Here is a 21,971-nt window from a genome sequence, read left to right as displayed (position 1 = left end):
CCTAATCCTTTCTCTGCGGACACTTGGAGAGGGTCTCTCGAATCTCGGGCCACAGCAACTCGGCCTGCCAGCGCATCAGCGGCGTGCGGGCAAGCGCTTCTGGCACCGTGGCGGGACGGTGGGCCGCGACGGCCTCCAGGCCGACCCGCGACGCGAGAACGGATGGCGTCAAGCCGAGGTCAGCGGCCTTGCGGGCGCACGCTGCCATCAAGGCCTCCACGTCGCGGGGGTCGGCGCAGGGGCCGGGCCTCTGGCGGCCGCGCACGTGGCGGGGGGGCCAGTCGTCCTTCGGGGTGGCCCGCGCCCGGCGGACGGCGTGTTCGAGCGCGCGGAGGCGGCTTCCCTTGCAGTTGCGCGGCAGCTTGGGGCCGTGGGCCAAGGGGGCCGCGTTGTGCGCGGCAGCCCAGACGGCGAGGGCGATGAGCTGCGCATTGCCCAGCACCATGAAGGGCGGGCGATCGGCGCGCTGGGCCTCGGCCTCACGCCAGTGCCACAACTCGCGCACGAAGGCGAGCTGGCGGCGGTCCAGGTCGCGCAGGCCCTTGATGCGCCAGGCGTTCTCGGGGTCGCGCTCGCGGTCCTGCGCGGTGGCCTCGACGAGGCGCTCGCACGACTCGCGGTACCAACCGTAGCGTCCGAGGCGGCGCAACTCGGAAAACAGGTGTTCGGCTGTGGCTCGAAGGTAGCGCACATCGTCTACCGCATAGGCCAGCTCATCGGGGGCGAGCGGGCGGCGCGACCAGTCGGTCTTCCGCTTCGTCTTGGTCAGCGTGACTCCGCAGAAGCGCTCGACCAGAGCGGCCAGGCCGAACTCCTGGATTCCGACCAGTTGCGCGGCGATCAGCGTGTCGTGGACCTCACTCCGCGGGCGGAAGCCCAGCGAGGTGCGCAGCATCCGCAGGTCGTAGTCGGCGCCGTGGAACAACAGCGGCCGCTCGGCCAGGACCGCCAGGAACTCCGTCAGGTCCAGCCCCGCCAGAGGGTCTACCAGGATGTGGCGGCCCTCGACGGCCAGTTGGATCAGGCATACCTTCTCGTAGTAGTTGTGCAGGCTGTCGGCCTCGGTGTCGAGGGCGACGAGCCGAGCGTGCGACAGGCGGCGCGCCAGCGCGGCGAGGTCCGGCGGTGTGTCCACGTAATGAAAAGCCGCGGCGGAGCAGTGGCTCAAGGTGGAGTCCCTGTGGCTAGCCTCATCGGCAGCTTGGCGGCGCCGGTGATCGCGTACGTGTGCAATGGTTCAATGGGATACCTGGCTGAGGCCGGCAGGTCGGCGCCCGCCGTGAGGTCGCGGACGCGGCCGGGGAGGGCAGCGTCGCGGGCGGCGAAGTTCCACAGCGTGGCCCGCTTGCCCGCTGCGTCGTGCCAGAGGACGCCCAAGCCGTCTTCCTGAAGGAATCGCTTGTGCATGTGGGGATAGTTCTCGTTGTAGTCGGCCAGCACACGCTTGTGCCGCTCGGTCCAGATGCGGTCAATCCGCACGCCGTTCTGGAACAGCCCGAAGCTGGGCGAGGCCATGTGGGCGAAGAAGCGGTAGAGGGTGCCCACCGACTGCTCGATCTGGATCAGGTCGGTGGTTGGAATCGTGGTGTAGCCGAAGCCGCCCGTGACCTTGTAGCAGGCGAAGAGGTTCTGCGGCTCGGCGTAGGCGGCGGGGCAACCGTGCTGCGGGCTGCCGAAGGGGCCGAAGCTCTCGATGAGGAAATGGATGCCCGCGTCCTGAAGCTCCTTGAACGCCGCGAGCAGCCCTCGCCACTGGGTGCTCGGCTTGCCTGTGCGGTAGTTCACGGGCATGAAGCCCAGGTTGTAGAAGCTGTCGTAGAGATAGCCGTCCAGCCCCGTCTCGGCCTTGATCTTCTTCAGGCAGTCAATCCAGTAGCGGCGGGCGGGTTCGACGCCCATGTCCAGGATGCTGAAGACGGCGCCGTAGGCGCCGCCGTACTTCAGGCGTGTGTCCTCCATTCGGACGAACCAGCCCTTGTCGTCGCGCTCGGCGGCGTTCACGGGGCTGGAGAGGGCCTGGTCGTTGTTCGTCCAGGCGTTCACGCGGATGCCGTGCTCGCGGCAGTCGGCGACGAAGCGCTGGAGGGCGGCCGGTCCGCCGAGGCGGGGCGCCACTTCGTATTCGTGGCCGCAGCACATGTTCCAGTGGAAGTCGGGATGCGGGCAGCGCTCGGTCATGGCCGACTTGTTCAGGTTGTCCACGAACAGGGCCTTGAAGCCCAGGTTGATCGCGGCGGGCAACAGGTCGCGGCGATACGTATCTATGGTGAAGTTGTGCCAGTAGTTCTGGCACAGGCGCGGCACGAGCGGCTCCTCGGCGAGACCGAACTCCGCTCGGGCCCTGTCCGCCACCGCATCGAACACCCACGTCCACACGTTCTTCTGATCGGTGTCGCTCTTGGGCTCGATGTTGAGAAGGATGCTCTTGGCCGAGGTGCTGACGGCGAAGGCCTGGTCGAAGATGTGTTTGTCGAAGCACTTGAGTTCGGGCTTGCCCGGCTCGCGCCGCAAGACGCTGCGGATCAGCTCGACCCGCTCGAAGACGCCGAGCAGCGTCTTTCCGCCCTTGCACTGGAAGTCGAACGCCTGGTGCGAGGCCCAGCGCGGCAGGTTGTGGGTCATCACGGGGTTGGCGATCGAGGCGGCGTCTTCCCAATGGATCACGCCCTCCGTCGTCCACTTCGTGTCGTCGGCGAAGGTGGCTGTGGGCGCGGAGCAGGACGATTGCGAGATCGCGGTGGCCCCCTGAATGTCGCCATCCAGTTCCCAGCTCGCCAGGTCCATGAGGTAGAAGAGCGGGACGTCCCTGCTCTCGTACTCGTAGTGGTAGGAGAATCCGTCGAAGGCCACGCCTCCGAAGGAATCCGACGCCGGCCTCAGCACGATGTCGAGCCGGCCCGTGCCGGCCGCGGCCGGCTTGTCCCAATCGCCGGTCTCGTGGATCGGGTCGAAGCTGTGGTCGCGCAGGAGCTTGACGGGCAGCGGGCGGAAGATGGCCTTCGTCCTGATGCGGACGCTGCTCTTTCGCTCCTCGATGCCGAGGAGTTCCAGCCCGCCAAGTTCCAGGCCTGTGAACGTCTGGGAGCAGGGCCGGAGCGGCAGTCGCCCCGAGCGAACGAGGGTGGTGCCGATGCGGACCTTGCCCAATCCGGCGAATGCCGTTCCTTGTGTGAGCACCTCCACTGTGCAGTCGCCCACCTTGACCAGCCTACGCATGTCCCGCTTGCTCCGAATCCGCTGGTTGAAGCGAAAGCCTCAGGCAAGTACATTACTGGGCGCGTCCCGGCGCGTCAAGTGGCAATGGCCAGAGGAGGACTTCTCATGAGCGCACGATGGCTTTCCGCGGTCTCCCTCGCGCTCTCAGCCGTGATCGTGCAGGCCGGGGGCCTGCCGGAGCCGAGGATGGGCGGCAAAGGGGGTGGGCCAATCAGTGTGCTGTTCGTGATGGGGCCGGGCGGCGCGGGGCAACTCCCCCTCGACCCCGCCGTGGCAAAGAAGCTCGACGAACGCGGCTACCTCCACCGCGTCGTCGCCGACACCGAGCCGTTGACGCTTGATTACCTGCGGCAGTTCAGCGTCGTCGTCCTGGCGGGCCTGTCGGACTTCAATGGCGGCTCCTACTACGCCCCGGGCGGCGTGGTGCTGCTGAACACGGCCGCGAACGTGAAGCTCCTTCAGCAATACGTGGGGGAGGGCGGGGGCCTCGTCGTCGTGCCGCTCATGGCCGAGGCGGGGAGCCAGGTGGCCGCCACCCTCAACGCCGCTCTCGCCCCTTGGGGAATGGAGGTCGGCTGGGAGACCGTCCGCGACGACGCCAATGCCATCCCCGGCCCCAAGGTCTACAACGCGCCGTTCGTCTACTCCTGGACCCGCAGCATCGCCAGACACCCTGCCACTGAGGGCGTCCGCGCCCTCGCCTATCCCGGCGTGTGCATGCGATGGGACGATGCCTATTCGACCAACCCGCTCCTGCCGAAGGACCGCGCGTGGAAACCCCTCGCCTGGGGCGAGAAGACGAGCAGGTGCGTGCGCCTCGGCGACGCCTATCAGTGGGTTGACGGCGATTCGGGGCGGGCGCCCGTCCTCGCCGCCGTCCGCGAGGCGGGAAAAGGCCGCGTCGCCGTCGTCGGCCTCGGCGCCTACTACCTGCTCAGCTACGCCTTCGACGAGAAGCGCACAGAGGTCGGCGAGAACTCCACCGGCCCGCTCAACGGCATCGCCTTCGAGCGCGGCGACGGGAAAACGCCGAGCGACTGGGGCATCCTCTTCGACAACCTGCTCCGCTGGGCCGCGGAGGCCAGCACCAAGGCCGGCCTCGGCGGCAAGCCCGAGCCGTGGCAGACCAAGCTCAAGCCCCGCAGCCTGCCCGACGAGCCGATCCCCGACTTCGCCGTCGTGGATTGGAAAAGGGTCGAGCTGCCGCCGACCTGGGCGCACCATGCGCCCAACATCGTCTACTGGCGCGGCCAGCCCTTCTACGACGAAATCCCCGACCCGCTGGTGACGAAGCCGCAGGAGATGAACAAGCTGCTCGTCGGCCCGCGAACGCGCTACTCGGAGGGCCGCGGCTCAATCGCCCAATGGGCCAGGGCGGCCAAAGCGGCGGGCTATCGCGCCATCGTCTTCGCCGAACGCTTCGAGAAGCTGCGGGCCGAGGACTGGCCGAAGATCATCGCCGACTGCGAGCGGAACAGCACGAAGGACTTCGCCTGCCTCCAGGGGATGGACATCGCGGACGACTACGGCAACCGCTACCTCATCCTGGGCAACACCAACTTCCCGCCGAAGGGCATCCTGACGCCCGACGGCAAGGGGCTTCAGCAGACCTCGCGCCTCTCGCTCGGCTTCTCGGGGCACATCGCAGTCGTCCATCGCCTTGGCAACAACAAGGGGCTGCCGACTGAGCTGTGCCGCCACTTCCAGGGCGTGAGCGTCTACACCTACGCCGCCGACGGCAAAGGCGGCTACGGCCTGGCCGACGACGCCTTCGCCGCCTACCAGTGGCAGCTCTTCAACGCCAGCAACCCCGTGCCCATCGTCGTCCACGAGCTGACCGACCCCAGGCAGGTGGCGAAGGCCGCGGCCACGGGCTTCCAACAGATCGTCCCTTCCCAGGACGTCCTCGACGCCATCCGCTACTTCCGCTACGGCATGGCCCACTTCTTCGAGAACCCGCAGCGCTACTTCATCACCGAGGGGCCGATCATAGACAAGTTCGCCATCTTCAACAAGGACATCGGCAGCCCCGCCTGCAACCGCGACCACTGGCGCGCCATCGTCGGCGCCTCCTCGCCCGATGCCACGATCAAGGAGGCCGTGCTCTGTGACCGCGGGCAAACCGACCTCGGGCAAATCGCCCGTCGCTGGCTCCCCAACAAGCCCAGCTTCTCGGAAGTCGTTGATGGCGACCACGGCCACCAGCACTACTTCATGCTCGAGGTCACTGACAGCAAGGGCCGCCGCGCCATCTCGCCTCACCTGCGCACCGTCCCTCGCGGCTACTTCACCCGCTGCGCCGACCGTCAGAACTGGTTCGGAGCCGCCGGCTCCTACACCGGCATCTGGCCCAGCGGCATTCACAGCATCTGGTACATCCGCCCCCACTTCCCCACCCCCACCGAAACCGAAGAGTTCGGCGGCAAGAACCCCCTTGCCAGCATGATGGGGCTCTGGTTTGCGAGCAACGCAGCAAACATCACTCACTACGCTGTCGAGCGCCGCTATGTCAGGCCCATCACCTATGGCATGGATGCATGGCGAATTGAGAACACGGAGCCGAGCCGCACCTTCACTGCCCAAGCTGGCGTCACCAAGTGGCACGACATTGTCACTGGCATCGGCAGCCCAGCAGGCATGAACCCCGGGCCGATGGCTTTCCTGACCCGCGTTGACGCGGGACTCTCCTCGCGGGTCGCCGTTTCTCCGACACGGCCGATCTTCCCCATCATCAACAGCGTGCCACCGGGCACTCCGTACCGCTTTGTGAAGGACGGCCAGGCGGTAGAAGGAAAGCTCGATGGCAAGCCTGAGACCCTTCTCGACCTTCCTGCCGGCGCATCGCTCGGGGACATTCTCCTTCTTGACCCGCTGACCGTATCTGGCAAAGGGGAGATAGGCTGGCGCGCCGAGCCGGACAAGGAAGTTAGGAAGCACCCCTGGCCGCCTGTGAGTTACATGTACATCCCGTGGAGTTGGCGGTCCTCGCTTGGCGCCGAAGGCCCGACGCCGTGGTCGCTTCAGCTTTCCCAGGGCAAGGTAGAGAGCGTTCTGGGTTACGTGAATCTCGCGGCCGACAAGCGCGGGGTCGCAGGAACCCTGAAGGCGGGGGGCGAGATGAAGTTCCTCCCGCTTCTCATCAGCGGCCTCAGTGAGCGATGGCCGGCAGCCCTCTGGACTCCCGAGGGGTTGGCCTACTCCTTCTGGAGCGGCCTTGTCAAGCAGGCGCCCCTACCGGGCACGACCTCCGGCCCTCCGTTCCTTGCCCACGTCGGTGTTCACGTGCAGTACGGCCATGCGGCCCTTCCGAATGGGAAGGACACAGCCTTCTATGTGGGGAACACCTTGATCTCATCCAACTGGAACCTTGTGCTCGCCTGGACGCTCTGGACGGCGACGGAGGCGGGGATCGAGGTGCACAACCCGACCGATGAGACGATCAAGGCGAGGGTGTGGAGCGCCAAGGCCATCCCAGGCAAGTTCGTGGTGGACATCGAGGTCGTGGTTCCCCCAGGCACGACTCAGCGGCTGAGGCTGTCGGGGAAGTGAGCGAGTGAGCGTGAGACAGCAGGGTCGTGACTCGTGGGCGCCTTGCGCGCGTGTTGGCGAGGATGGATGGATGAATGGATGGGTGGATGGATGTCAGGTAATCATCCACTCATCCACCCATCCAATCGTCCGGTGGCACAAGCCCCTCTGGAGAACCGCGTGACCAGTAGTTCAAGACAGCCTCTCGCCTACGCTCTCACCGTGAACTACGCGGGCATGGTGTGCCTGGCGGTGGCGGTGAATCTGCCGCCGCTGCTGCTGACGACGCTGAGCGCCGCGTTGGGGGGGCCGACAGGGCTGACGGAGGAGCAACTGGGGCGGATTGGCTCGGCCATCTTCGTTGGGCTGGTGGTCGGCATCGTGCTCACGGGGCCGCTGGCCGACCGGTTGGGAGCCAGACCGTTTGCCATCGCGGGCAGCCTGTTCGTGGGCGGGGGGCTGGCCGTGCTGGGCTGCGCGCGAAGCTACGCCGCCGTGCTCGGGGCCGCCTTTGTGATGGGGTTGGGGGCGGGGGTGCTGGACATGGTGCTCAGCCCCATCGTGGCCGCGCTTCAGCCCGAGGGCCGCACGTCGGCAATGAACTGGCTGCACTCGTTCTACTCGATTGGCGCCGTGGCCACGGCGCTCGGCGTGTCGGAGGCCCTGGGGCGGGGGGCGGAGTGGCGGACGATCTCGCTGGCGTTGATCCCGCTGTGCGTGCTGGTGGCTGCGGGCTTCGCGGGGATGCGGGTGCCGAGGCTTGTGGCCGAGGGGCACGACAGGATGCGCCTGCGAAGGCTGTGCCGGGAGCGGTTCTTCCTGGTTGCCTTGGCCGCGATCTTCCTGGTGGGGTGTACGGAGCTGGCGATGGCGCAGTGGCTGCCCGCCTATGCCGAGAAGGGGCTGGGCTACAGCAGGGAGGCGAGTGGCAAGGCGCTGATGGTGTTCTGCGTGGTCATGGCAGCCGGGCGCATCCTGGGGGGCGTGGTGGGGCATCGGGTGAGGGCGTTGCCGCTGATGATGGGGGCTTGCTCGCTCGCGGCCTGCCTCTACCTCGTCGCGTCGTTCGCCCCGTGGCGGCCGGCGGCCCTCGCGGCGTGCATGGCGATGGGGCTGGCGATCAGTTGCCTGTGGCCGAGCATGCTGGCGGTGGCGGCGGACCGCTTTCCCCACGGCGGGGCCTCGATGTTCGCCCTTCTGGCCGCCTTCGGGAACGGCGGCGGCATTCTGATGCCGTGGCTCGTGGGCGCGGTGGCGGGGGCGACCTCGATGTCCTGGGGCATGGCGACGGGCACGATCCCTGCCTTGCTGCTGCTGGCTCTGCTCGCCTGGATGAGCCGCCGCGCCGCCTGAGCTACTTCGCCCTCGGCCCCTCGTTCGGCCCGGTCGGCACGATCACCTCGAAGTCCTTGCCCTTCACCCGCTTCAACTCCTCGAGGTTCTTGAGCCGACTGTCGGGGGTGATCGAGATCAGCCAGTCCATGCCGTTGTCGGCGCAGAACATCCCGTACTTCTTGAGTCCCTCGAGGATGGCCTTGGGGTGCTTGGAGAAGCCGGAGGTATCGAAGTCCTTGCGCAGGCGCAGCCGCTCGCCCATGCGGGGGAAGTCGGGGTTGGTGTGGCGGCTGGCGAAGTGGGTGGCGGGCCAGACGTACTCGCGTCGGGTGCGGCGGAAGGTCACGCGCATGGCGTGCTCAACCAGGCCGCGCTCGCACTCCTCGAAGCGGATGGCGGCGGGGAACACGGGCAGCCCGGCCGCGTCGGAGGAGGTCCAGCCGGCCGGGCGCGTCTTGTTCGACTTGAGGTCGAAGACGGACGCTTGCATGGCCTCCCAGCCGGTGTCCTTCTTGTAGGCGCAGTAGAACTCGTAGAGCATGGCGTTCACGGGGTCCACCACGAGCACGTGGCGGTCGCCCTGGCCCTCACGCTGGAGCTTGTCGAGGTCGCCGCCGGAGATGGGCCAGCCCTCGACGGGCGCGTTGTCGGGGATGGGGAACGGCCCCTTGTCTGATTCGCCGGGGTATGCGGTGATCTTGACGGGAACCTTCGGCTGGTTCGGCGGCACGAGCACGAAGCCCATGTCGAGGTTGAACCACACCCAGCGCTCGGCGTTGCACGAGGCGATGATCTTGGCCGAGTTCGGGTGCACGGGGCGCTGCGAGATGTCCTCGTTCCACGGGTTGTCGGGCGGGAAGACCTGGAGCGACTGGAGGATGCGATCGGCCTCCGGCGTGTTGAAGAGCACGGGCTTGGTGATCTCGGGCATGGGCGGGCGCTTGCGGGGCGCGTCGCGTCCCGCTGCCGCGGCGGCCAGCGGAGCCACGAAGACGGCGAGGAACACCCACCGGCCGCATCTGCGGGGACTGGCCACGGCTGTGTCTCCTGACGAGGACCTGGCTGCACCTGCTACTCCGGCCGCAAATCCTCAACGGAGCATAGCGGAATCGGGGCGGGAACGCAACATGAGCGAGGCCCCCGCACGAGGGTGCAGGGGCCTCGGGTGGGAGAGGCGGCAGAGGGTTCAGAAGTTCTCAGGTGGTTCCTGCTTGTTCCTGGGCGGGCCGCCCTTGCCCTTGGGGAACGGGCGGTCGGCGCCGGGTCCGCCGGGACGCTGGCCGGGCTCGCGGTTGGCCATGCGGTGCAGGATGCCCAGGGCGAGTTGCTTGACCGTCTCCTCGCGGTTCTCCTTGAAGATCTTCGCGAGGTTCTCATGGTGGAGGGCCAACTCGTCGGCGAGCTTGGCGGCGACGGGTTCGGCCTGGGGCGCGAACTTCTTGAGCGCCTCGTCCATGGCCGCCTGATCGGCTCCCTTGTCGCGGAGCGCCTTGACCTCGGTGTTGATCTGCTGCGCCATGTCGCGCTGGCCGGCGAGGAGGGCGCGCATCGCCTCGGCGTGCCGCTGCATCTCCTCGCGGACGGCCGGGATTTCCATCCCCGGCATCATCTCGCGCGGCCCGCCCAACGGGCCGAGGCCGGGCCGGCCTTCGCCGCCCTGGCGGAACTGGCCTTTGGGCCTCGGGCCGGCGCCCTCTTCCTGGCTCCAGGCTGCCTGGCACACCGCCACGGCCAGCAGCCCCGCCCACACAATCCGCAGACCCCTGCTCGTCTTCATTCCACGCCTCCTTTCGCTAGCCTCGCCCCTCGGTTCACACGACCGATGGTGTGGAGAGCAAACGCCATGCCAGCCTCGTCGCCGCACCACGAGCCGGGCAGGGGTGTTCCGGCCGGCTTCGCATGTGGTGATCTGGGAACGGCTTGCGCGCTGGCGATGGCAGGATGCCGCGCAGCCGTCGCGCTGCCCTGAGTTGGCCGGCGCGCGGGGTTTCGCCACAGGCCGTGTGGGGATTCGCCCACCGCCCGTTGCAGCGCGTGCGGGCGTTGTTATAATGGGAGCATCGGGTATCGCCCTTTGTTGGAGCGTTCGCCATGAAGCGATGGGCGGGCATTGTGCTGGCGGCGGCCGCTCTGTGCGGGCTGGCTTCCGCGGGGGAGCCGCCTCCGGCTGGCGGCGAGCAGGCGGCCCGCATCGCCAAGCTGTGCAAGGAACTGGGCGAGAGCGAGTACGGCAGCAAGGGGGCGTGCGAGCAGCTCATCCAGATCGGGGCGCCCGCCGTGCCCGCCCTGCTCGAGGCGCTGAAGGACCCGCGCCCTCAGGCCCGGTGGTGGGCCGTGGCCGCCGTGTGCAACCTCGCGCCGGAGGACGGGTATGCCCCGGTGCTCCAACTGATGGAGAGCGACCCCAACGCCTTCGTGCGCAGCACGGCCGTCTACTACCTGCGGCACTACCGAACGAAGGCGAAGAAGGACATCTGGCCCGCGGTGGAGAAGGCCCTGGCCGACAATGACCCCGAGGTGGGGCGCTGGGCGCTGCAACTGATGGTCGAGGACGGCTATCCCGACCTGGACAAGAAGCTCCGCGAGATTCTCGCCGGCGGCTCCTCGGGCCTCCGCAGCTACGCCCTCGGCCACCTCCGCGAACTGGGCGACAAGGGCAAGGCCTACCTGCCCCTCGTGCGCCAGCTCCTCGCCTCGGAAGACCCGCGCGTGCGCTACGACGCACTCTTCACCGCCGTGTCGCTGATGGATAGCGGGCAGTTCGAGTTCCTGCGGGAGACGTTCCGCAAGGACAAGGACCCCGCGGTGCGCGAGTGCGCGCTCCGGTGCATCACCGTGATCCCCACGCCGCCGGTCGAGTCGTTCGAGCTGTTCATCGAGGGGATGCAGAGCGAGGACGAGAAGGTGCGCGAGGCGGCCCACAAGCTGCTCGTCAAGGCGTTCAAGCAGTACTTCGGCTATGATGCCAAGCAGCCGCTGCCCATGCGCGAGGCCGCCATCCAGAAGTGGCGCGAGTGGTACCACCAGAACCGCGCCAACCTCGAATGGCAGCCCGACCTGCGCAAGTTCATCCCCCGAGGGACCCGGGAGAAGGGTCCCGACGCCAAGGCCGCCCCCAAGGAGTAATGCCGCGCGATGAAGCCCTCCGAAGGACGGCTCGATCTTGGCATCGGCGAAGCAGTGCTGGACAATGGCCTGAAGGTGCTCACCGTGGAGCGCCACACGGCGCCCGTGGTGAGCGTGTGGGCCTGGTATCGCGTGGGCTCGCGCAACGAGCGGCGGGGCATCACCGGCGCCTCGCACTGGGTCGAGCACATGCTCTTCAAGGGGGGCCGCGAGTTCGGCAAGGGCGAGATCTTCAAGCAGGTCGCCAGGCACGGGGGCACGAACAACGGCTTCACCCATTACGACTTCACGGCGTACTTCGAGACGCTGCCCGCCGAGGCGCACGACCTGGGCCTTCGCATCGAGGCCGACCGAATGGCCCACGCCCTCTTCGACCCCGCCGAGGTGGAGAGCGAGCGCACCGTGATCCTCTCCGAGCGCGAAGGGGCCGAAAACCATCCCGGCTACCTGCTCGACGAGGAACTGTCGGCCACCGCCTTCCGCGAGCACCCGTACCGCTGGAGCGTCCTCGGCTGCAAGGAAGACCTGCGCACGATGACCCGCGAGGACCTCTTCGGCCACTACAGGACGTTCTACGCCCCCAACAATGCCTTCCTGGTGATCGCGGGGGACTTTGCCCGGGAGCGCTTGCTGGATCGCGTGCGGGAACTGTACGGCGGGATCGCGCGCGGCCCGGAGCCGCCGGCGGTGGCGGCCCGCGAGCCGGAGCAGCGCGCCGAGCGGCGGGTCACGCTCCGCCAGGCCGGCGGGGCGGCCCTGATCCAGGTCGCCTGGCACGTGCCGCCTGTCACCGACGACGACGTCTATCCGCTGATGCTGGCGAGCACTGTGCTCAGCGGCGCGAGCGGCATGGGGATGCGAGGCGGTGTGGGCGGGCGCACGTCGCGCCTCCACATGGCGCTGGTCCGTCGCGAGCTGGCCTCCAGCGCCTACGCCCATTGCCAGGCCAGCCTGGACCCCCACCTGTTCCACGCGGGGGCCACCGTGCGCGAGGGGGTGGAGCCCGAGCGCGTCGAGGCGGCGCTGCTGGCCGAGATCGCCCGCCTGCAAGCGGACCCGCCCACGGAGCAGGAAATGGCCAAGGCCCGCACGCAGATTCACGCCGCGTTCGCCTATGCCTGGGACAGCGTGACCGGCATCGGCGGCATGGTGGGCTCGGCCGAGGCCACCGAGGGCTACCGCCGCCTCGAGACCTTGCTGGCGCGCGTGGACGCTGTGACCGCGGCCGACGTGCAGCGCGTGGCGGCCAGGTACCTCACCGAGCCGAACCGCACCGTCGGCCTCTTCATCCCGACGCGTTCCTGAGGAGGAACCCGCCATCGGCAAGCGGCGTCCCCCAACTCCCCGAATCCCGGTCGCGCCGGCCCGCCGGTGCCTGTCCAATGGCGCGCGCCTCCTGGCCCTCGAGAATCACTCGAGCGAGACGGTGGTGCTCACGGGCATGCTGGTGGGCGGCGCCGTGCTCGACCCGGCCGGCCGCGAGGGCCTGGCGAGCCTCACGGCCGCCGTGGCCCAGCGGGGCACCGTCAGCCGGTCGTACGATCAGATCTACGATCAGCTCGATTCGCTCGGGGCCTCGCTCTCGATGGGAGCGGGCGACTATGTCGTGTCGTTCCACGCCAAGTGTCTCGGCCGGCACTGGCCCGCGGTGGCGGAACTGGTGGCGGATCTGCTGCGTCGGCCGAGCTTCCCGCCCGAGGAGCTTCAGCGCGCCCGCGGCGAGATTCTCACCAGGCTGCGCGAGTTCGACCAGAGCACGCGCATGGTCGCTGCCCGCGAGCTGGCGCACCTCGTGTACCCGGAGGGTCACCCCCTGCGCCATCCTGCCCACGGGTATCGCGCGACGGTGGAGGCCATGACGCGAGAGGACCTGGCGGCGTGCCACCGGCTCCTGTTTCGTCCCGACGCCCTGATCGTGAGCCTGGTGGGCGACCTGGAGGCTTCTGCGGCGCTCGACAGGGTGTCCGAGATGCTTGGCGACTGGTCGGCCCCCGGCGAGCCCTTGCCCACGCCCGGCCTGGCGGCCCACCATCCGCCGGAGGCCCAGCGAGCCGTCTTTGCCCTCGCCGACAAGAGCCAGGCCGACATCGCGCTGGGCTTCAAGGGCATCCCGCGGCGCCACCCCGACTTCTACGCGCTGGACCAGGCGACCGAGATCGTGGGCGGCCTGGGCCTCATGGGGCGCCTCGGCGACAACGTGCGCGATCGCCAGGGCCTGGCCTACTACGCCTTCGCACGCATGGCGGAAGGCTTGGGCGAGGACCTCTGGTCGGTCAGCGCCGGCGTCAATCCGGCCAACGTCGAACGCGCCGTGACGAGCATCCTGGACGAGATCCGCCGCCTCCAGGATGAGCCCGTCGCGGAGGAAGAGCTGGCCGACTGCCAGAACTATCTGGTCGGCGTGCTGCCGCTCCACCTCGAGACGAACGATGGGCTGGCCTCGACCCTGAACGACGTGGAGCTGTTCGGCCTGGGCGAGGACTACATCGAGCGCTATCCGAACCTGGTGCGCGCCGTGACGCGCGAGGCGGTGCAGCGCGCCGCGCAGGCCCATTTGACGGCTGAACGCTATTCCCTGGCCATTGCGGGCCCGCCCGGCCCGTGAGCCGCAGGCGACGCCGAGGAGGCGCTGCTATCACTGCACGGTGGCCGATCGCGCTGCTCGCCTTCTCCGCCGCTTGGGCTGGCGCGCCCGAGGCGACGCGGGTCCGCGTGGCGGTGGTCGCGCGGGACGCCGCCGACTGGACGGCGGTTGGCCTTGCCCGCGCCACGCTGGTGCACCTGGCCCGGCTTGGCCCCGTGTGGCCGGCCAATGCTGCGGCGGCGCAGCGTCTTGTGCCCGCCAGCGCCGACGCATCGCCGGCGAAGGTCGCCGCGGCGGGCGCGCGCCTGCAATGCGGATTCGTGGCGGTGCTCGACGTGCGGGGGAGGGGAGAGGCGGGCATCGAACTCACCGAGACCGCCTCCGCTGCGCGGCAGGCGCTGACCGCCCGGGGCGCGCTGAATGAGCTTCCGGGGCTGCTGGCGTTGGCCGTGGCCGGCGCCATGGGGCTGAGCATCTCCGCCGAAGAGCGCGGGAAGCTGTTGGAGCCGACCCCGTCCACCGAAGCGGCCGCGGAGGCCCTATGGCAGGGCGACGCGGCGCGCGCGCCGGAGGACCAGATCCGCCTCTACGAAGCCGGGCTCGAGAGCGACCCGTCGTCCGCCCTGCTGCACAATCACCTCGGCGCCGCGCTGGCGCGAGCCGGCCAGCCGGCGCGCGCGCTGGCCGCGTTCGACCGCGCCATCGCGCTGGCCCCCGGCTACGCCGCGCCGCACACCAACCGCGGCCTTGTGCTCAAGCAGGAGAAGCGCTGGAAGGAGGCGGAGGAGGCCCTCCGAACGGCCATTGCCCTCGAACCCAAGAGCGCCACGCCCCACGTCGCCCTGGCCCGGCTCCTGGACCGTGTGGGCAACATCGTCGAGGCGGTGAACGAGCTGGAGCGCGCGGTGGAGGCCGACCCGTGCCAGGCCGACGCGTTGATGACCCTGGCCGACTTCTACTTCGAGAGCTACGATCTCCGCGCCGCGCGCCGCACGGCCGAGCGCCTGCTCGAGGTCGAGCCTGACCACGTCGCCGCTCTGAACCTCATCGGCCTGATCCAGCTCGTGCCTCGCGACTACGAGGAGGCCGAGGCGACCTTCCTGCGCGCGCTCACCGCGAAGCCCGACGACGCCGAGACGCTGTCGAACCTGGCCCTCGCCCTGTACGGCCAGGGGCAGAAGGAGGCGGCCATCGGCGTGCTCCAGCGCGTGATCGCGCGCGAGCCGGGCCACGCCAATGCGCATCTGTACCTGGGCCGGATCTACCTGGCGGAGAAGCGCGCCGACGAAGCCGCCGCGGCCCTCCAGCGCGCCGCCGAACTCAGGCCCGCCATGCTCGCTGCACGGCAGGGCCTTCAGTCGGCCCGCTCGGCGGCCGAAGCCTCCCGCCGCACGGGGTGCGGCTGCCTGGGCATCGAGAACCCCTTCGGCCCGTTGGCCGCGGCCGATGTGGCGGCACGGCTGTTGCCAGCGGCCCTGCTCCTCGCCCCGCACGCCGTTCGGCTCGCGCGCGGGAAGCGGCGGGACAGCCGCTGACGGCACGCTCAGAGGATGTACCGGCTCACGTCCTCGTCGGCCACGATGGCCTTGAGCTTCTCGCGCACCGCCTTGCCGTCCAGCACCACGCGCCGCTCGGCGAGATCGGGCGCGTCGAACGAGATGTCCTCGAGCAGCTTCTCGAGCACGGTGTGGAGGCGGCGCGCGCCGATGTTCTGCATGCGCTGGTTGATCGCGGCCGCGATGGCCGCGATCTCCTCGACCGCTCCGGGGGTGAACTCCAGTTCGACTCCCTCGGTCCGGAGCAGCGCGGCGTACTGCTTGGTCAACGCATTCTCGGGCTCGGTGAGGATGCGCACGAACTCCTTCTCGCCCAGGCTCTCCAACTCCACCCGGATCGGGAACCGGCCCTGAAGCTCGGGAATGAGATCCGACGGCTTCGCGATGTGAAAGGCCCCGGCCGCGATGAAGAGGATGTGGTCGGTGCGGACCATGCCGTGGCGGGTCACCACGGTGGAGCCCTCGACGATGGGCAGCAGATCGCGCTGCACGCCCTCGCGCGAGACATCGGGGCCGGCGCCCTTCGAGCCTGTGGCGGCGACCTTGTCGAGCTCGTCAATGAAGATGATGCCCGCGTTCTGCACCCGCTCGAGCGCGATGGTACGCACCTTCTCGCGGTCAATGAGCTTCTCGGCTTCCTGCTGCACCAGGGCCTCGCGGGCCTGGGCCACGGTCATCTGGCGCGTGACGTGGCGTGTGGGCATCATGCGCTCGAAGAGATTCTGGAAGTCGAGGCCCATCTGCTCCACGCCCGCGCTCGAGAAAATCTCGATCGAAGGCATGGAGCGCTCCTCGAGCGTGATCTCGACCTGTCGATCCTCGAGCTTGCCCTTGCGCAGAAGGCCGCGGAAGCGCTCGCGGGCGCGCTCGTACTGCTGCTCGGTCTCGGTCCTCACGTCGGCGTCGAGGCCCGGCGGCGGGCCGCTGTGCGTGGGCCGCTCGGGCAACAGGAGGTCGAGCAACCGCTCCTCGGCCAGGCCGCGGGCCTTCTCCTCCACCACCTGGCGTTCCTCGGCGTTCACCTGGTTGATCGCGATGTCGGTGAGGTCGCGGACCATGGACTCGACGTCGCGCCCCACATAGCCCACCTCGGTGTACTTCGATGCCTCCACTTTGATGAAGGGCGCGCTCACCAGGGTTGCCAGGCGGCGGGCGATCTCGGTCTTGCCCACGCCGGTGGGGCCGATCATGATGATGTTCTTCGGCGTCACCTCGTCGCGCAGTTCGGGCGGGAGCTGCTGGCGGCGCCAGCGGTTGCGGATGGCGATGGCCACGGCCTTCTTCGCCGCGTCCTGGCCGACGATGTACTTGTCGAGTTCCGCCACGATCACGCGGGGCGTGAGATGCTTCATGGGGTCACCGTTTCCACGTAGATCTGGTCGTTGGTGTAGACGCACAGGCCGGCGGCGATGCGAAGCGCCTCCTCGACGATCTTCGGCGCGTCGAGCGTGCTGTGCCGCACGAGCGCCCGGGCCGCCGCCGTGGCCATGGCCCCGCCCGAGCCGATGCCAATCACCCCGTCGTCGGGCACCAGCACGTCGCCGCTGCCCGAGAGCAGCAGCGAGTGGTCCTTGTCCACCACCGCCAACAGCGACTCGAGCCGCCGCAGCACGCGGTCGGTGCGCCACTCCTTGGCCAGCTCCGTCGCGGCCTTGGGCACGTTGCCCTGAAAGTCCTTCAGCTTCGCCTCGAACCGCTCCAGCAGAGCGAACGCATCCGCGGTCGAGCCCGCGAAGCCCACGAGCACCCTGTCATTGTACAACTTGCGGATCTTGCGCGCGTTGTGCTTCACCACCGTGTTGCCGATGGTCACCTGGCCGTCGCCGCCGATGGCCACCACCCCCTTGTGCCGCACAGACAGAATCGTCGTCGAGTGCCGGTCCTCGTGTCGCATCCCGAATCTCCTTGGGCCGACGGGTCTGCAATGGCTCCCTGGATTATACGGGCAATGCCACGCGCCGGCAACCACCCACCGACGGCGCCCCGTGAGTCCCCCGGCCCTCCCCGCAACACCACGGCAAGGCACACTACAGGTTGTGGGCGCGTCCGACCGCACCACCATATAGCCTAAGTCTCCCAGACTCTCCCAGACTTCCCGGTTTCTGGGGGCGGTCTCGTGGGCACTACAGGTTGTGGTTGCCTTCGTGCTGCACCACAACATGCTCGAGATCGCCCGCCTCGCCGGCCTATCAGGCAGGTCACGCCCCCCCGATCAACTCGGAGAACAGAGCCGACCACGGACTGTGCGGACACCGAGAGTCACACCCGCAGCCGCACACCCGCAGCCGCACTCGTCCCGTGTGCGGACCTTCCTCGGCCGCCGGAACCGCGCTCGGGCCTGTCACGTTCCCCACCCGTTGGGGCTCAGCACAAGCCGAAGCCCCAAGCCGGAGGCGTCTCAGCAGCGGGCACTGCGGCTTGACAGGGTCGGCGGCTGGCCAGTAGAATACGGCGGTTCCGAGTGCAGCGGCGAGCGGCCCGCAAGGGGATTGACGTTGCGGAAACGCACACTGGCCCGAGAAGCGGCCATCCAGGTTCTTTACCAACTGGACCTGCGGGGCGAGGAGATCCTCGGCGAGCTGGATACGGTGCTCCACCACCTGCTGGCGGAGGCCGACCCCGATCCCGCGGTGCGGCAGTTCGCGCGCGATCTGGTGACCGGCTGCTGGGCTCACCGCGCCGAGCTGGACCAGCGGATCCGCGCCATCGCGGAGAACTGGGACCTGGCCCGCATGGCGACCGTGGACCGCAACATCCTGCGGCTGGCGGCCTACGAGCTCCTGTTCGGCAGCGACGTGCCCCCCAAGGTGGCCATCAACGAGGCGATCGATCTGGCGAAACGCTTCAGCACGGCCGACAGCGGGGCCTTCGTCAACGGCATCCTCGACCGCATCCACAGCGAGCGAGCCCGAGAGGCAGGAGAGCAGGACGGCCCATGAAGGTCAGCTATGAATGGCTTCACGACTACTGCGACTTCGACCTCGCGCCCGACGAGCTGGCGAGGCGGCTGAACCTGCGCGGCGTGGCCGTGGAGAGCGTGACCCAGGTCGGCGCCGACTTCTGCCTGGAGCTGGAGATCACCGCCAACCGGCCCGACCTGCTCTCGCACATCGGCGTCGCGCGCGAGATCGCCGCCCTCACGGGTTCGCACCTCCGCATCCCGGCCGTCGAGTTCACCGAGGAAGAGCGCGAGGTCGCCCGTCTGGCCCGTGTGGAAGTGCAGGCCCCGGAGCTCTGTTCCCGCTATACGGCCCGCGTGCTCACCGGCGTGCGCATGGCGCCGGCGCCGCCCGAAATGCGCCGCCGCCTCGAGGCCATCGGCCTCCGGCCCGTGAACAATGTGGTGGACATCACGAACTACGTGCTGATGGAATGCGGCCAGCCGCAGCACGCCTTCGACCTGGCCCGCCTGCGCGGCGGCTCCGTGTGCATTCGCCAGGCCGTCGCCGGCGAAACCATCAAGCTCATTGACGGCACCGAGGTGCGCCTGGCCCCCGAGCACCTGGTGATCGCCGACGCCGAGCGTCCCGTCGCTCTGGCGGGCGTCATGGGCGGGCTCCAGACCGAGATCGGCGAGGCCACCACCACCGTGCTCCTCGAGAGCGCGAAGTTCAACCCCGTCAACATCCGCCGCACCGCGCGCGGAACGGGCAAGGCGAGCGACTCGTCCTACCGGTTCGAGCGGGGCGTGGACACGCCGACCGTGGAATGGGCCTCGCGGCGCGCCGCGGCGCTCATGCAGCAGCACGCCGCGGCCCGCGTCGCCGCCGGCGTCATTGACGTCAACTTCACGCGGGAGGAGCCGCGCACCGTGCGGCTGCGCATCCCCCGCGTCGCCCGCGTGCTCGGCGTCCAGGTGGCCGCCTCCGAAGCCGTCCGGCTCCTCGAGGGGATCGGCTTCGGCGCACTGGCGCAGGGCGACGAGGCCGTGGCCGTCACGGTGCCCAGCTTCCGCCCCGACGTGGCGCAGGAGATTGACGTCATCGAGGAGGTCGCCCGCTGCTACGGCTATGATCGTGTGCCCGACGCCCCGAGCCTGCTGGTGTGCGACGTGCCGATTGCCAAGCCCGACCGGGTGGCCGCCGCCGCGCGCGAGACGCTGGTGCGACTCGGCTACAGCGAGGCCGTGACGACGAGTTTCCTGCCCGAGAAGCACGCGCGCAGGTTCTCGCCCTGGACCGCTGGGGAGCCGCTGTGCGTCCGCAACCCCTTGCGCAGCGATGAGGCCGCGCTGCGTCGGAGCCTCCTCCCCTCACTCCTCCAGGTGGTGCGGGTCAACCAGGACCGCGGGGTGGGCGCCGTGCGCCTGTTCGAGGTCAATCGTGTGTACCTGCCGCGCCCCGACGGGCAGTTGCTGCCCGAGGAGCGGCGCTGCTTGGCCGTGGTGGCGCACGAGGACTTCCGGGCCGTCAAGGGGGCCGCGGAGGCCGTGCTCGAGCGTCTCGGGCTCCTGGGCAACGCCTCGCTGGAACCGGCGGCCCACGAATTCCTGGCTCCAGGCGCGGCAGGGCTCTGGCGGGCGGGGGCCGGCGTGGCGGGCTACGTGGGCGAACTCTCCGCGGCGGCCGCGGCGGCCTTCGAGTTGCGCCAGGCCCCCTGTGTGGCCGAGCTGGACCTCGACTTCCTCACGCCCTCCGCCGTGCTGGAGCCGAAATATCGCAGCCTGCCGCGGTTCCCCGCGGTCGAGCGCGACCTGGCCATCGTGGTGAGCGAGGCGACTGCCTGGCGCGACATCGTGCGCGCCGTGGAGAGCGCGGGCGCCCAGCACCTCGAAGAGATCCGCTTCGGCGAAGTCTACCGCGGCAAGCAGGTCGAGAGCGGCCGCAAGAGCGTGTTCTTCCGCCTCACCTATCGCGCCCCCGACCGCACCCTCACCAACGACGAAGTCAACGCCAGCCAGGAGCAGGTCATTGCGGCCCTGGCGGCCCGGGTGGGCGCCACGCTCCGGGGCTAGGAGCCTGTCCAAGAATCCCCGTGGGCTGCGTTGCCGGCGTCAGCGGGCTGGATGCGACGCGCGGCGACGCAGTCCCGCGTGGATTTCCGCGCAGACCCTGGCCCGGCCGGTACCCCGACGGGGCCTCACGAGCCCAGGCCCGCCGCCAGCCGGCGCATCATCAGCACGAAGTAGCCCGTGAAGTCGTCCACATAGTTGATGGTCACGGCCACGTGGACCCCCTCGGTGAGCACGGGGTCGGCCACGTAGACCTCCATGGACTTGCCGCTGGGGTACGACGGGGCGCGGCGCCCGCCGGGCTCGTAGCACTCGATGCGCAGGATGGCCCGGTAGGGGCGCTTCTCGGGGTACCGGTCGGCGAAGTGCGCCTGCATCTGATCGCGGTTGCCCCCGTAGCGCAGGATCTCGCGCTCGATCTGGCTCGGGTCAATCTGCTCGCAGGCGCGCCAGAGGAACGGCAGCATGAAGTCGCACTCGATCTGGAGGGGGCCGTACCAGCGCTGGCTCGCCGCCTCGGCACGCATGGCGTCAATGTGCGTGAGGAACAGGCGGGTGAGCTCGGCCAGCTCGTGCGCGGAGTAGCGGCGCGGCAGGTAGGCCGGCTCCTCGGGATCATAGTCCTCCGGCGCCTCGTCCGGCACGCCCGAACTCTCCAGAGCACGCTGGAGGTCGTCGAGCTCGTCGCTGTGCTCGTTGTCGGCCAGCCAGGCCGCCAGGTCGTCGAACGTGGGGGCATAGAAGCCCATCCAGTTGACGATCTCGGGGCTGCTGAGGAACTGGTAGACGAAGGCGGGCAGATCGGCGGCCGAGCGCAAGGCGCGCGGGAAGCGATACATCGCCTCGATCTGCTCCTGGCCCATGGGAGCGCCCGCCTGATAGTCCAGCCGGCCCTGGGCGAGCAGCAGGGCGCGAATGAAGAGGTTGTCGAAGTCGAAGCTGGCCTTCTGGGCCCGCTCGACCACCGGCGGGATGCGCGCGGCGACCTCGGCGGGCTGGAGCACCTCCAGGCGGATGCCGTGCTGCTTCGCGAGGCGCTCGACCGCCTTGGGCAGGGCCGCCGCCACGCGCGGCGCCGGCCACCGAGGCATCCACACCTGGCAGTGGATGCGGTCGGCCTCATAGTCCAGGTCGCGCCCTTCGCGCGTGATCTCGATGTAGCGGGTGACCAGCTTCCTCACCAGCGTGTCGGGCCGCATCTCCAGCGGATACCAGTCGAACTTGTCCGGAAAGTCCACATAGAAGACGCTCTGCCCGGCCTCGTTGCGGCCCACAACATCAATCCAGAACTCCTTCGGGTTCGGCAGTTCCGAGCTGTAGCTGACGTTGTCGCAGCCCTCCACGAGCTGAAGGTGTGCGCCCACCAGAAACATCTCCATCGTCGGCGTCGCGCGCGACATGGCAATCTCTCCGATGCCGTTCCCGCAAGAGGCATTGGCTCACCGGAATTATAGGGCGATGCCCCGTGCGCAGTCAAACCCCGCGGTAGCCCTGAAAGAGCGGAGCCGTGTCCCTCCCCAAGGTTCCAACACCTTCGGGAGGGTAGCAGGGAGGGCGAGCGCTGGGGGCCTATTCCCTCGTCCCCACGCTCTGGCCCTTTTTCTCGTCCCCACGCTCTGCCCCTTCTTCTCGTCCCTACGCTCTGCGTGGGGACGGGTCCCCTGGCCGCTCCGCG

General features: G+C 69.1%; 15 protein-coding genes. 8 read left to right on the top strand and 7 right to left on the bottom strand.

Annotated features, from left to right (window positions below):
• Position 1: 1 nt before the first annotated feature.
• Together PLE19_08865 and PLE19_08860 are read right to left on the bottom strand one after the other, a co-directional pair.
• Complete coding sequence (locus tag PLE19_08865) at positions 2-1,168, bottom strand: HRDC domain-containing protein (protein HPD15049.1); 1,167 nt, start codon at positions 1,166-1,168, stop codon at positions 2-4.
• The gene (locus PLE19_08860) at positions 1,165-3,216 is read right to left on the bottom strand and encodes a hypothetical protein (protein ID HPD15048.1); all 2,052 of its coding nucleotides are present in this window, start codon (positions 3,214-3,216) and stop codon (positions 1,165-1,167) included. Before PLE19_08860 ends, PLE19_08865 begins: the two co-directional genes overlap by 4 nt.
• Before the next feature lie 105 nt (positions 3,217-3,321).
• On the opposite strand from PLE19_08860, the gene PLE19_08855 reads away from it, so the two are divergent.
• Both PLE19_08855 and PLE19_08850 read left to right on the top strand, forming a co-directional pair.
• Positions 3,322-6,765: a hypothetical protein gene (locus PLE19_08855; protein ID HPD15047.1), complete on the top strand. Its 3,444-nt coding sequence runs from the start codon at positions 3,322-3,324 to the stop codon at positions 6,763-6,765.
• Between the two features lie 159 nt (positions 6,766-6,924).
• Entirely contained in the window at positions 6,925-8,097 is a 1,173-nt protein-coding gene (locus tag PLE19_08850; GenBank protein HPD15046.1) for an MFS transporter, read from the top strand.
• A 1-nt stretch (position 8,098) separates the two neighbouring features.
• Here PLE19_08850 and PLE19_08845 read toward each other — a convergent pair whose 3' ends face one another.
• The gene (locus PLE19_08845) at positions 8,099-9,115 is read right to left on the bottom strand and encodes a hypothetical protein (protein ID HPD15045.1); all 1,017 of its coding nucleotides are present in this window, start codon (positions 9,113-9,115) and stop codon (positions 8,099-8,101) included.
• A gap of 150 nt (positions 9,116-9,265) precedes the next feature.
• On the bottom strand, positions 9,266-9,856 hold the full coding sequence (locus PLE19_08840; protein HPD15044.1) for a hypothetical protein: 591 nt from the start codon (positions 9,854-9,856) through the stop codon (positions 9,266-9,268).
• 314 nt (positions 9,857-10,170) lie between these two features.
• On the opposite strand from PLE19_08840, the gene PLE19_08835 reads away from it, so the two are divergent.
• From PLE19_08835 to PLE19_08820, 4 genes are all read left to right on the top strand, one after another.
• Positions 10,171-11,205 carry a HEAT repeat domain-containing protein gene (locus tag PLE19_08835; GenBank protein HPD15043.1) on the top strand — a complete coding sequence of 345 codons (1,035 nt, stop codon included), beginning with the start codon at positions 10,171-10,173 and terminating at the stop codon, positions 11,203-11,205.
• Positions 11,206-11,214: 9 nt separating this feature from the next.
• Positions 11,215-12,510 carry a pitrilysin family protein gene (locus tag PLE19_08830; GenBank protein HPD15042.1) on the top strand — a complete coding sequence of 432 codons (1,296 nt, stop codon included), beginning with the start codon at positions 11,215-11,217 and terminating at the stop codon, positions 12,508-12,510.
• 91 nt (positions 12,511-12,601) lie between these two features.
• Entirely contained in the window at positions 12,602-13,810 is a 1,209-nt protein-coding gene (locus tag PLE19_08825) for a pitrilysin family protein (GenBank protein ID HPD15041.1), read from the top strand.
• Positions 13,811-13,917: 107 nt separating this feature from the next.
• Entirely contained in the window at positions 13,918-15,324 is a 1,407-nt protein-coding gene (locus tag PLE19_08820) for a tetratricopeptide repeat protein (GenBank protein HPD15040.1), read from the top strand.
• Positions 15,325-15,332: 8 nt separating this feature from the next.
• On the opposite strand, the gene hslU is transcribed toward PLE19_08820, so the two are convergent.
• Positions 15,333-16,697, bottom strand: a complete 1,365-nt coding sequence (hslU, locus tag PLE19_08815; GenBank protein HPD15039.1) for an ATP-dependent protease ATPase subunit HslU — start codon at positions 16,695-16,697, stop codon at positions 15,333-15,335.
• Complete coding sequence (gene hslV / locus PLE19_08810; protein ID HPD15038.1) at positions 16,694-17,239, bottom strand: ATP-dependent protease subunit HslV; 546 nt, start codon at positions 17,237-17,239, stop codon at positions 16,694-16,696. Before hslV ends, hslU begins: the two co-directional genes overlap by 4 nt.
• 601 nt (positions 17,240-17,840) lie before the next feature.
• Between hslV and nusB the strand changes: the two genes are divergently transcribed.
• Both nusB and pheT read left to right on the top strand, forming a co-directional pair.
• Positions 17,841-18,284, top strand: a complete 444-nt coding sequence (gene nusB / locus PLE19_08805) for a transcription antitermination factor NusB (protein ID HPD15037.1) — start codon at positions 17,841-17,843, stop codon at positions 18,282-18,284.
• Positions 18,281-20,299 carry a phenylalanine--tRNA ligase subunit beta gene (pheT, locus tag PLE19_08800; protein ID HPD15036.1) on the top strand — a complete coding sequence of 673 codons (2,019 nt, stop codon included), beginning with the start codon at positions 18,281-18,283 and terminating at the stop codon, positions 20,297-20,299. The genes nusB and pheT overlap by 4 nt, the downstream gene beginning before the upstream one ends.
• A 125-nt stretch (positions 20,300-20,424) precedes the next feature.
• On the opposite strand, the gene PLE19_08795 is transcribed toward pheT, so the two are convergent.
• Positions 20,425-21,696, bottom strand: coding sequence for a hypothetical protein (locus PLE19_08795; GenBank protein ID HPD15035.1), 1,272 nt, complete (start codon positions 21,694-21,696; stop codon positions 20,425-20,427).
• Positions 21,697-21,971: the final 275 nt, after the last annotated feature.

It is taken from the genome of Planctomycetota bacterium (assembly GCA_035384565.1).
GTDB lineage: Bacteria > Planctomycetota > PUPC01 > DSUN01 > DSUN01 > DAOOIT01.
Note: the sequence above shows the minus strand (reverse complement) of the source record. Positions and strands in the feature narration are given on the sequence as shown.

Excerpts from the sequence above, each read along its gene's own strand:
- PLE19_08860 (HPD15048.1), bottom strand. The coding sequence starts at position 3,216 with ATGCGTAGGCTGGTCAAGGTGGGCGACTGCACAGTGGAGGTGCTCACA.
- PLE19_08855 (HPD15047.1), top strand. The coding sequence starts at position 3,322 with ATGAGCGCACGATGGCTTTCCGCGGTCTCCCTCGCGCTCTCAGCCGTG.
- PLE19_08840 (HPD15044.1), bottom strand. The coding sequence starts at position 9,856 with ATGAAGACGAGCAGGGGTCTGCGGATTGTGTGGGCGGGGCTGCTGGCC.
- PLE19_08835 (HPD15043.1), top strand. The coding sequence starts at position 10,171 with ATGAAGCGATGGGCGGGCATTGTGCTGGCGGCGGCCGCTCTGTGCGGG.
- PLE19_08830 (HPD15042.1), top strand. The coding sequence starts at position 11,215 with ATGAAGCCCTCCGAAGGACGGCTCGATCTTGGCATCGGCGAAGCAGTG.
- hslU (HPD15039.1), bottom strand. The coding sequence starts at position 16,697 with ATGAAGCATCTCACGCCCCGCGTGATCGTGGCGGAACTCGACAAGTAC.
- hslV (HPD15038.1), bottom strand. The coding sequence starts at position 17,239 with ATGCGACACGAGGACCGGCACTCGACGACGATTCTGTCTGTGCGGCAC.
- pheT (HPD15036.1), top strand. The coding sequence starts at position 18,281 with ATGAAGGTCAGCTATGAATGGCTTCACGACTACTGCGACTTCGACCTC.
- PLE19_08795 (HPD15035.1), bottom strand. The coding sequence starts at position 21,696 with ATGTCGCGCGCGACGCCGACGATGGAGATGTTTCTGGTGGGCGCACAC.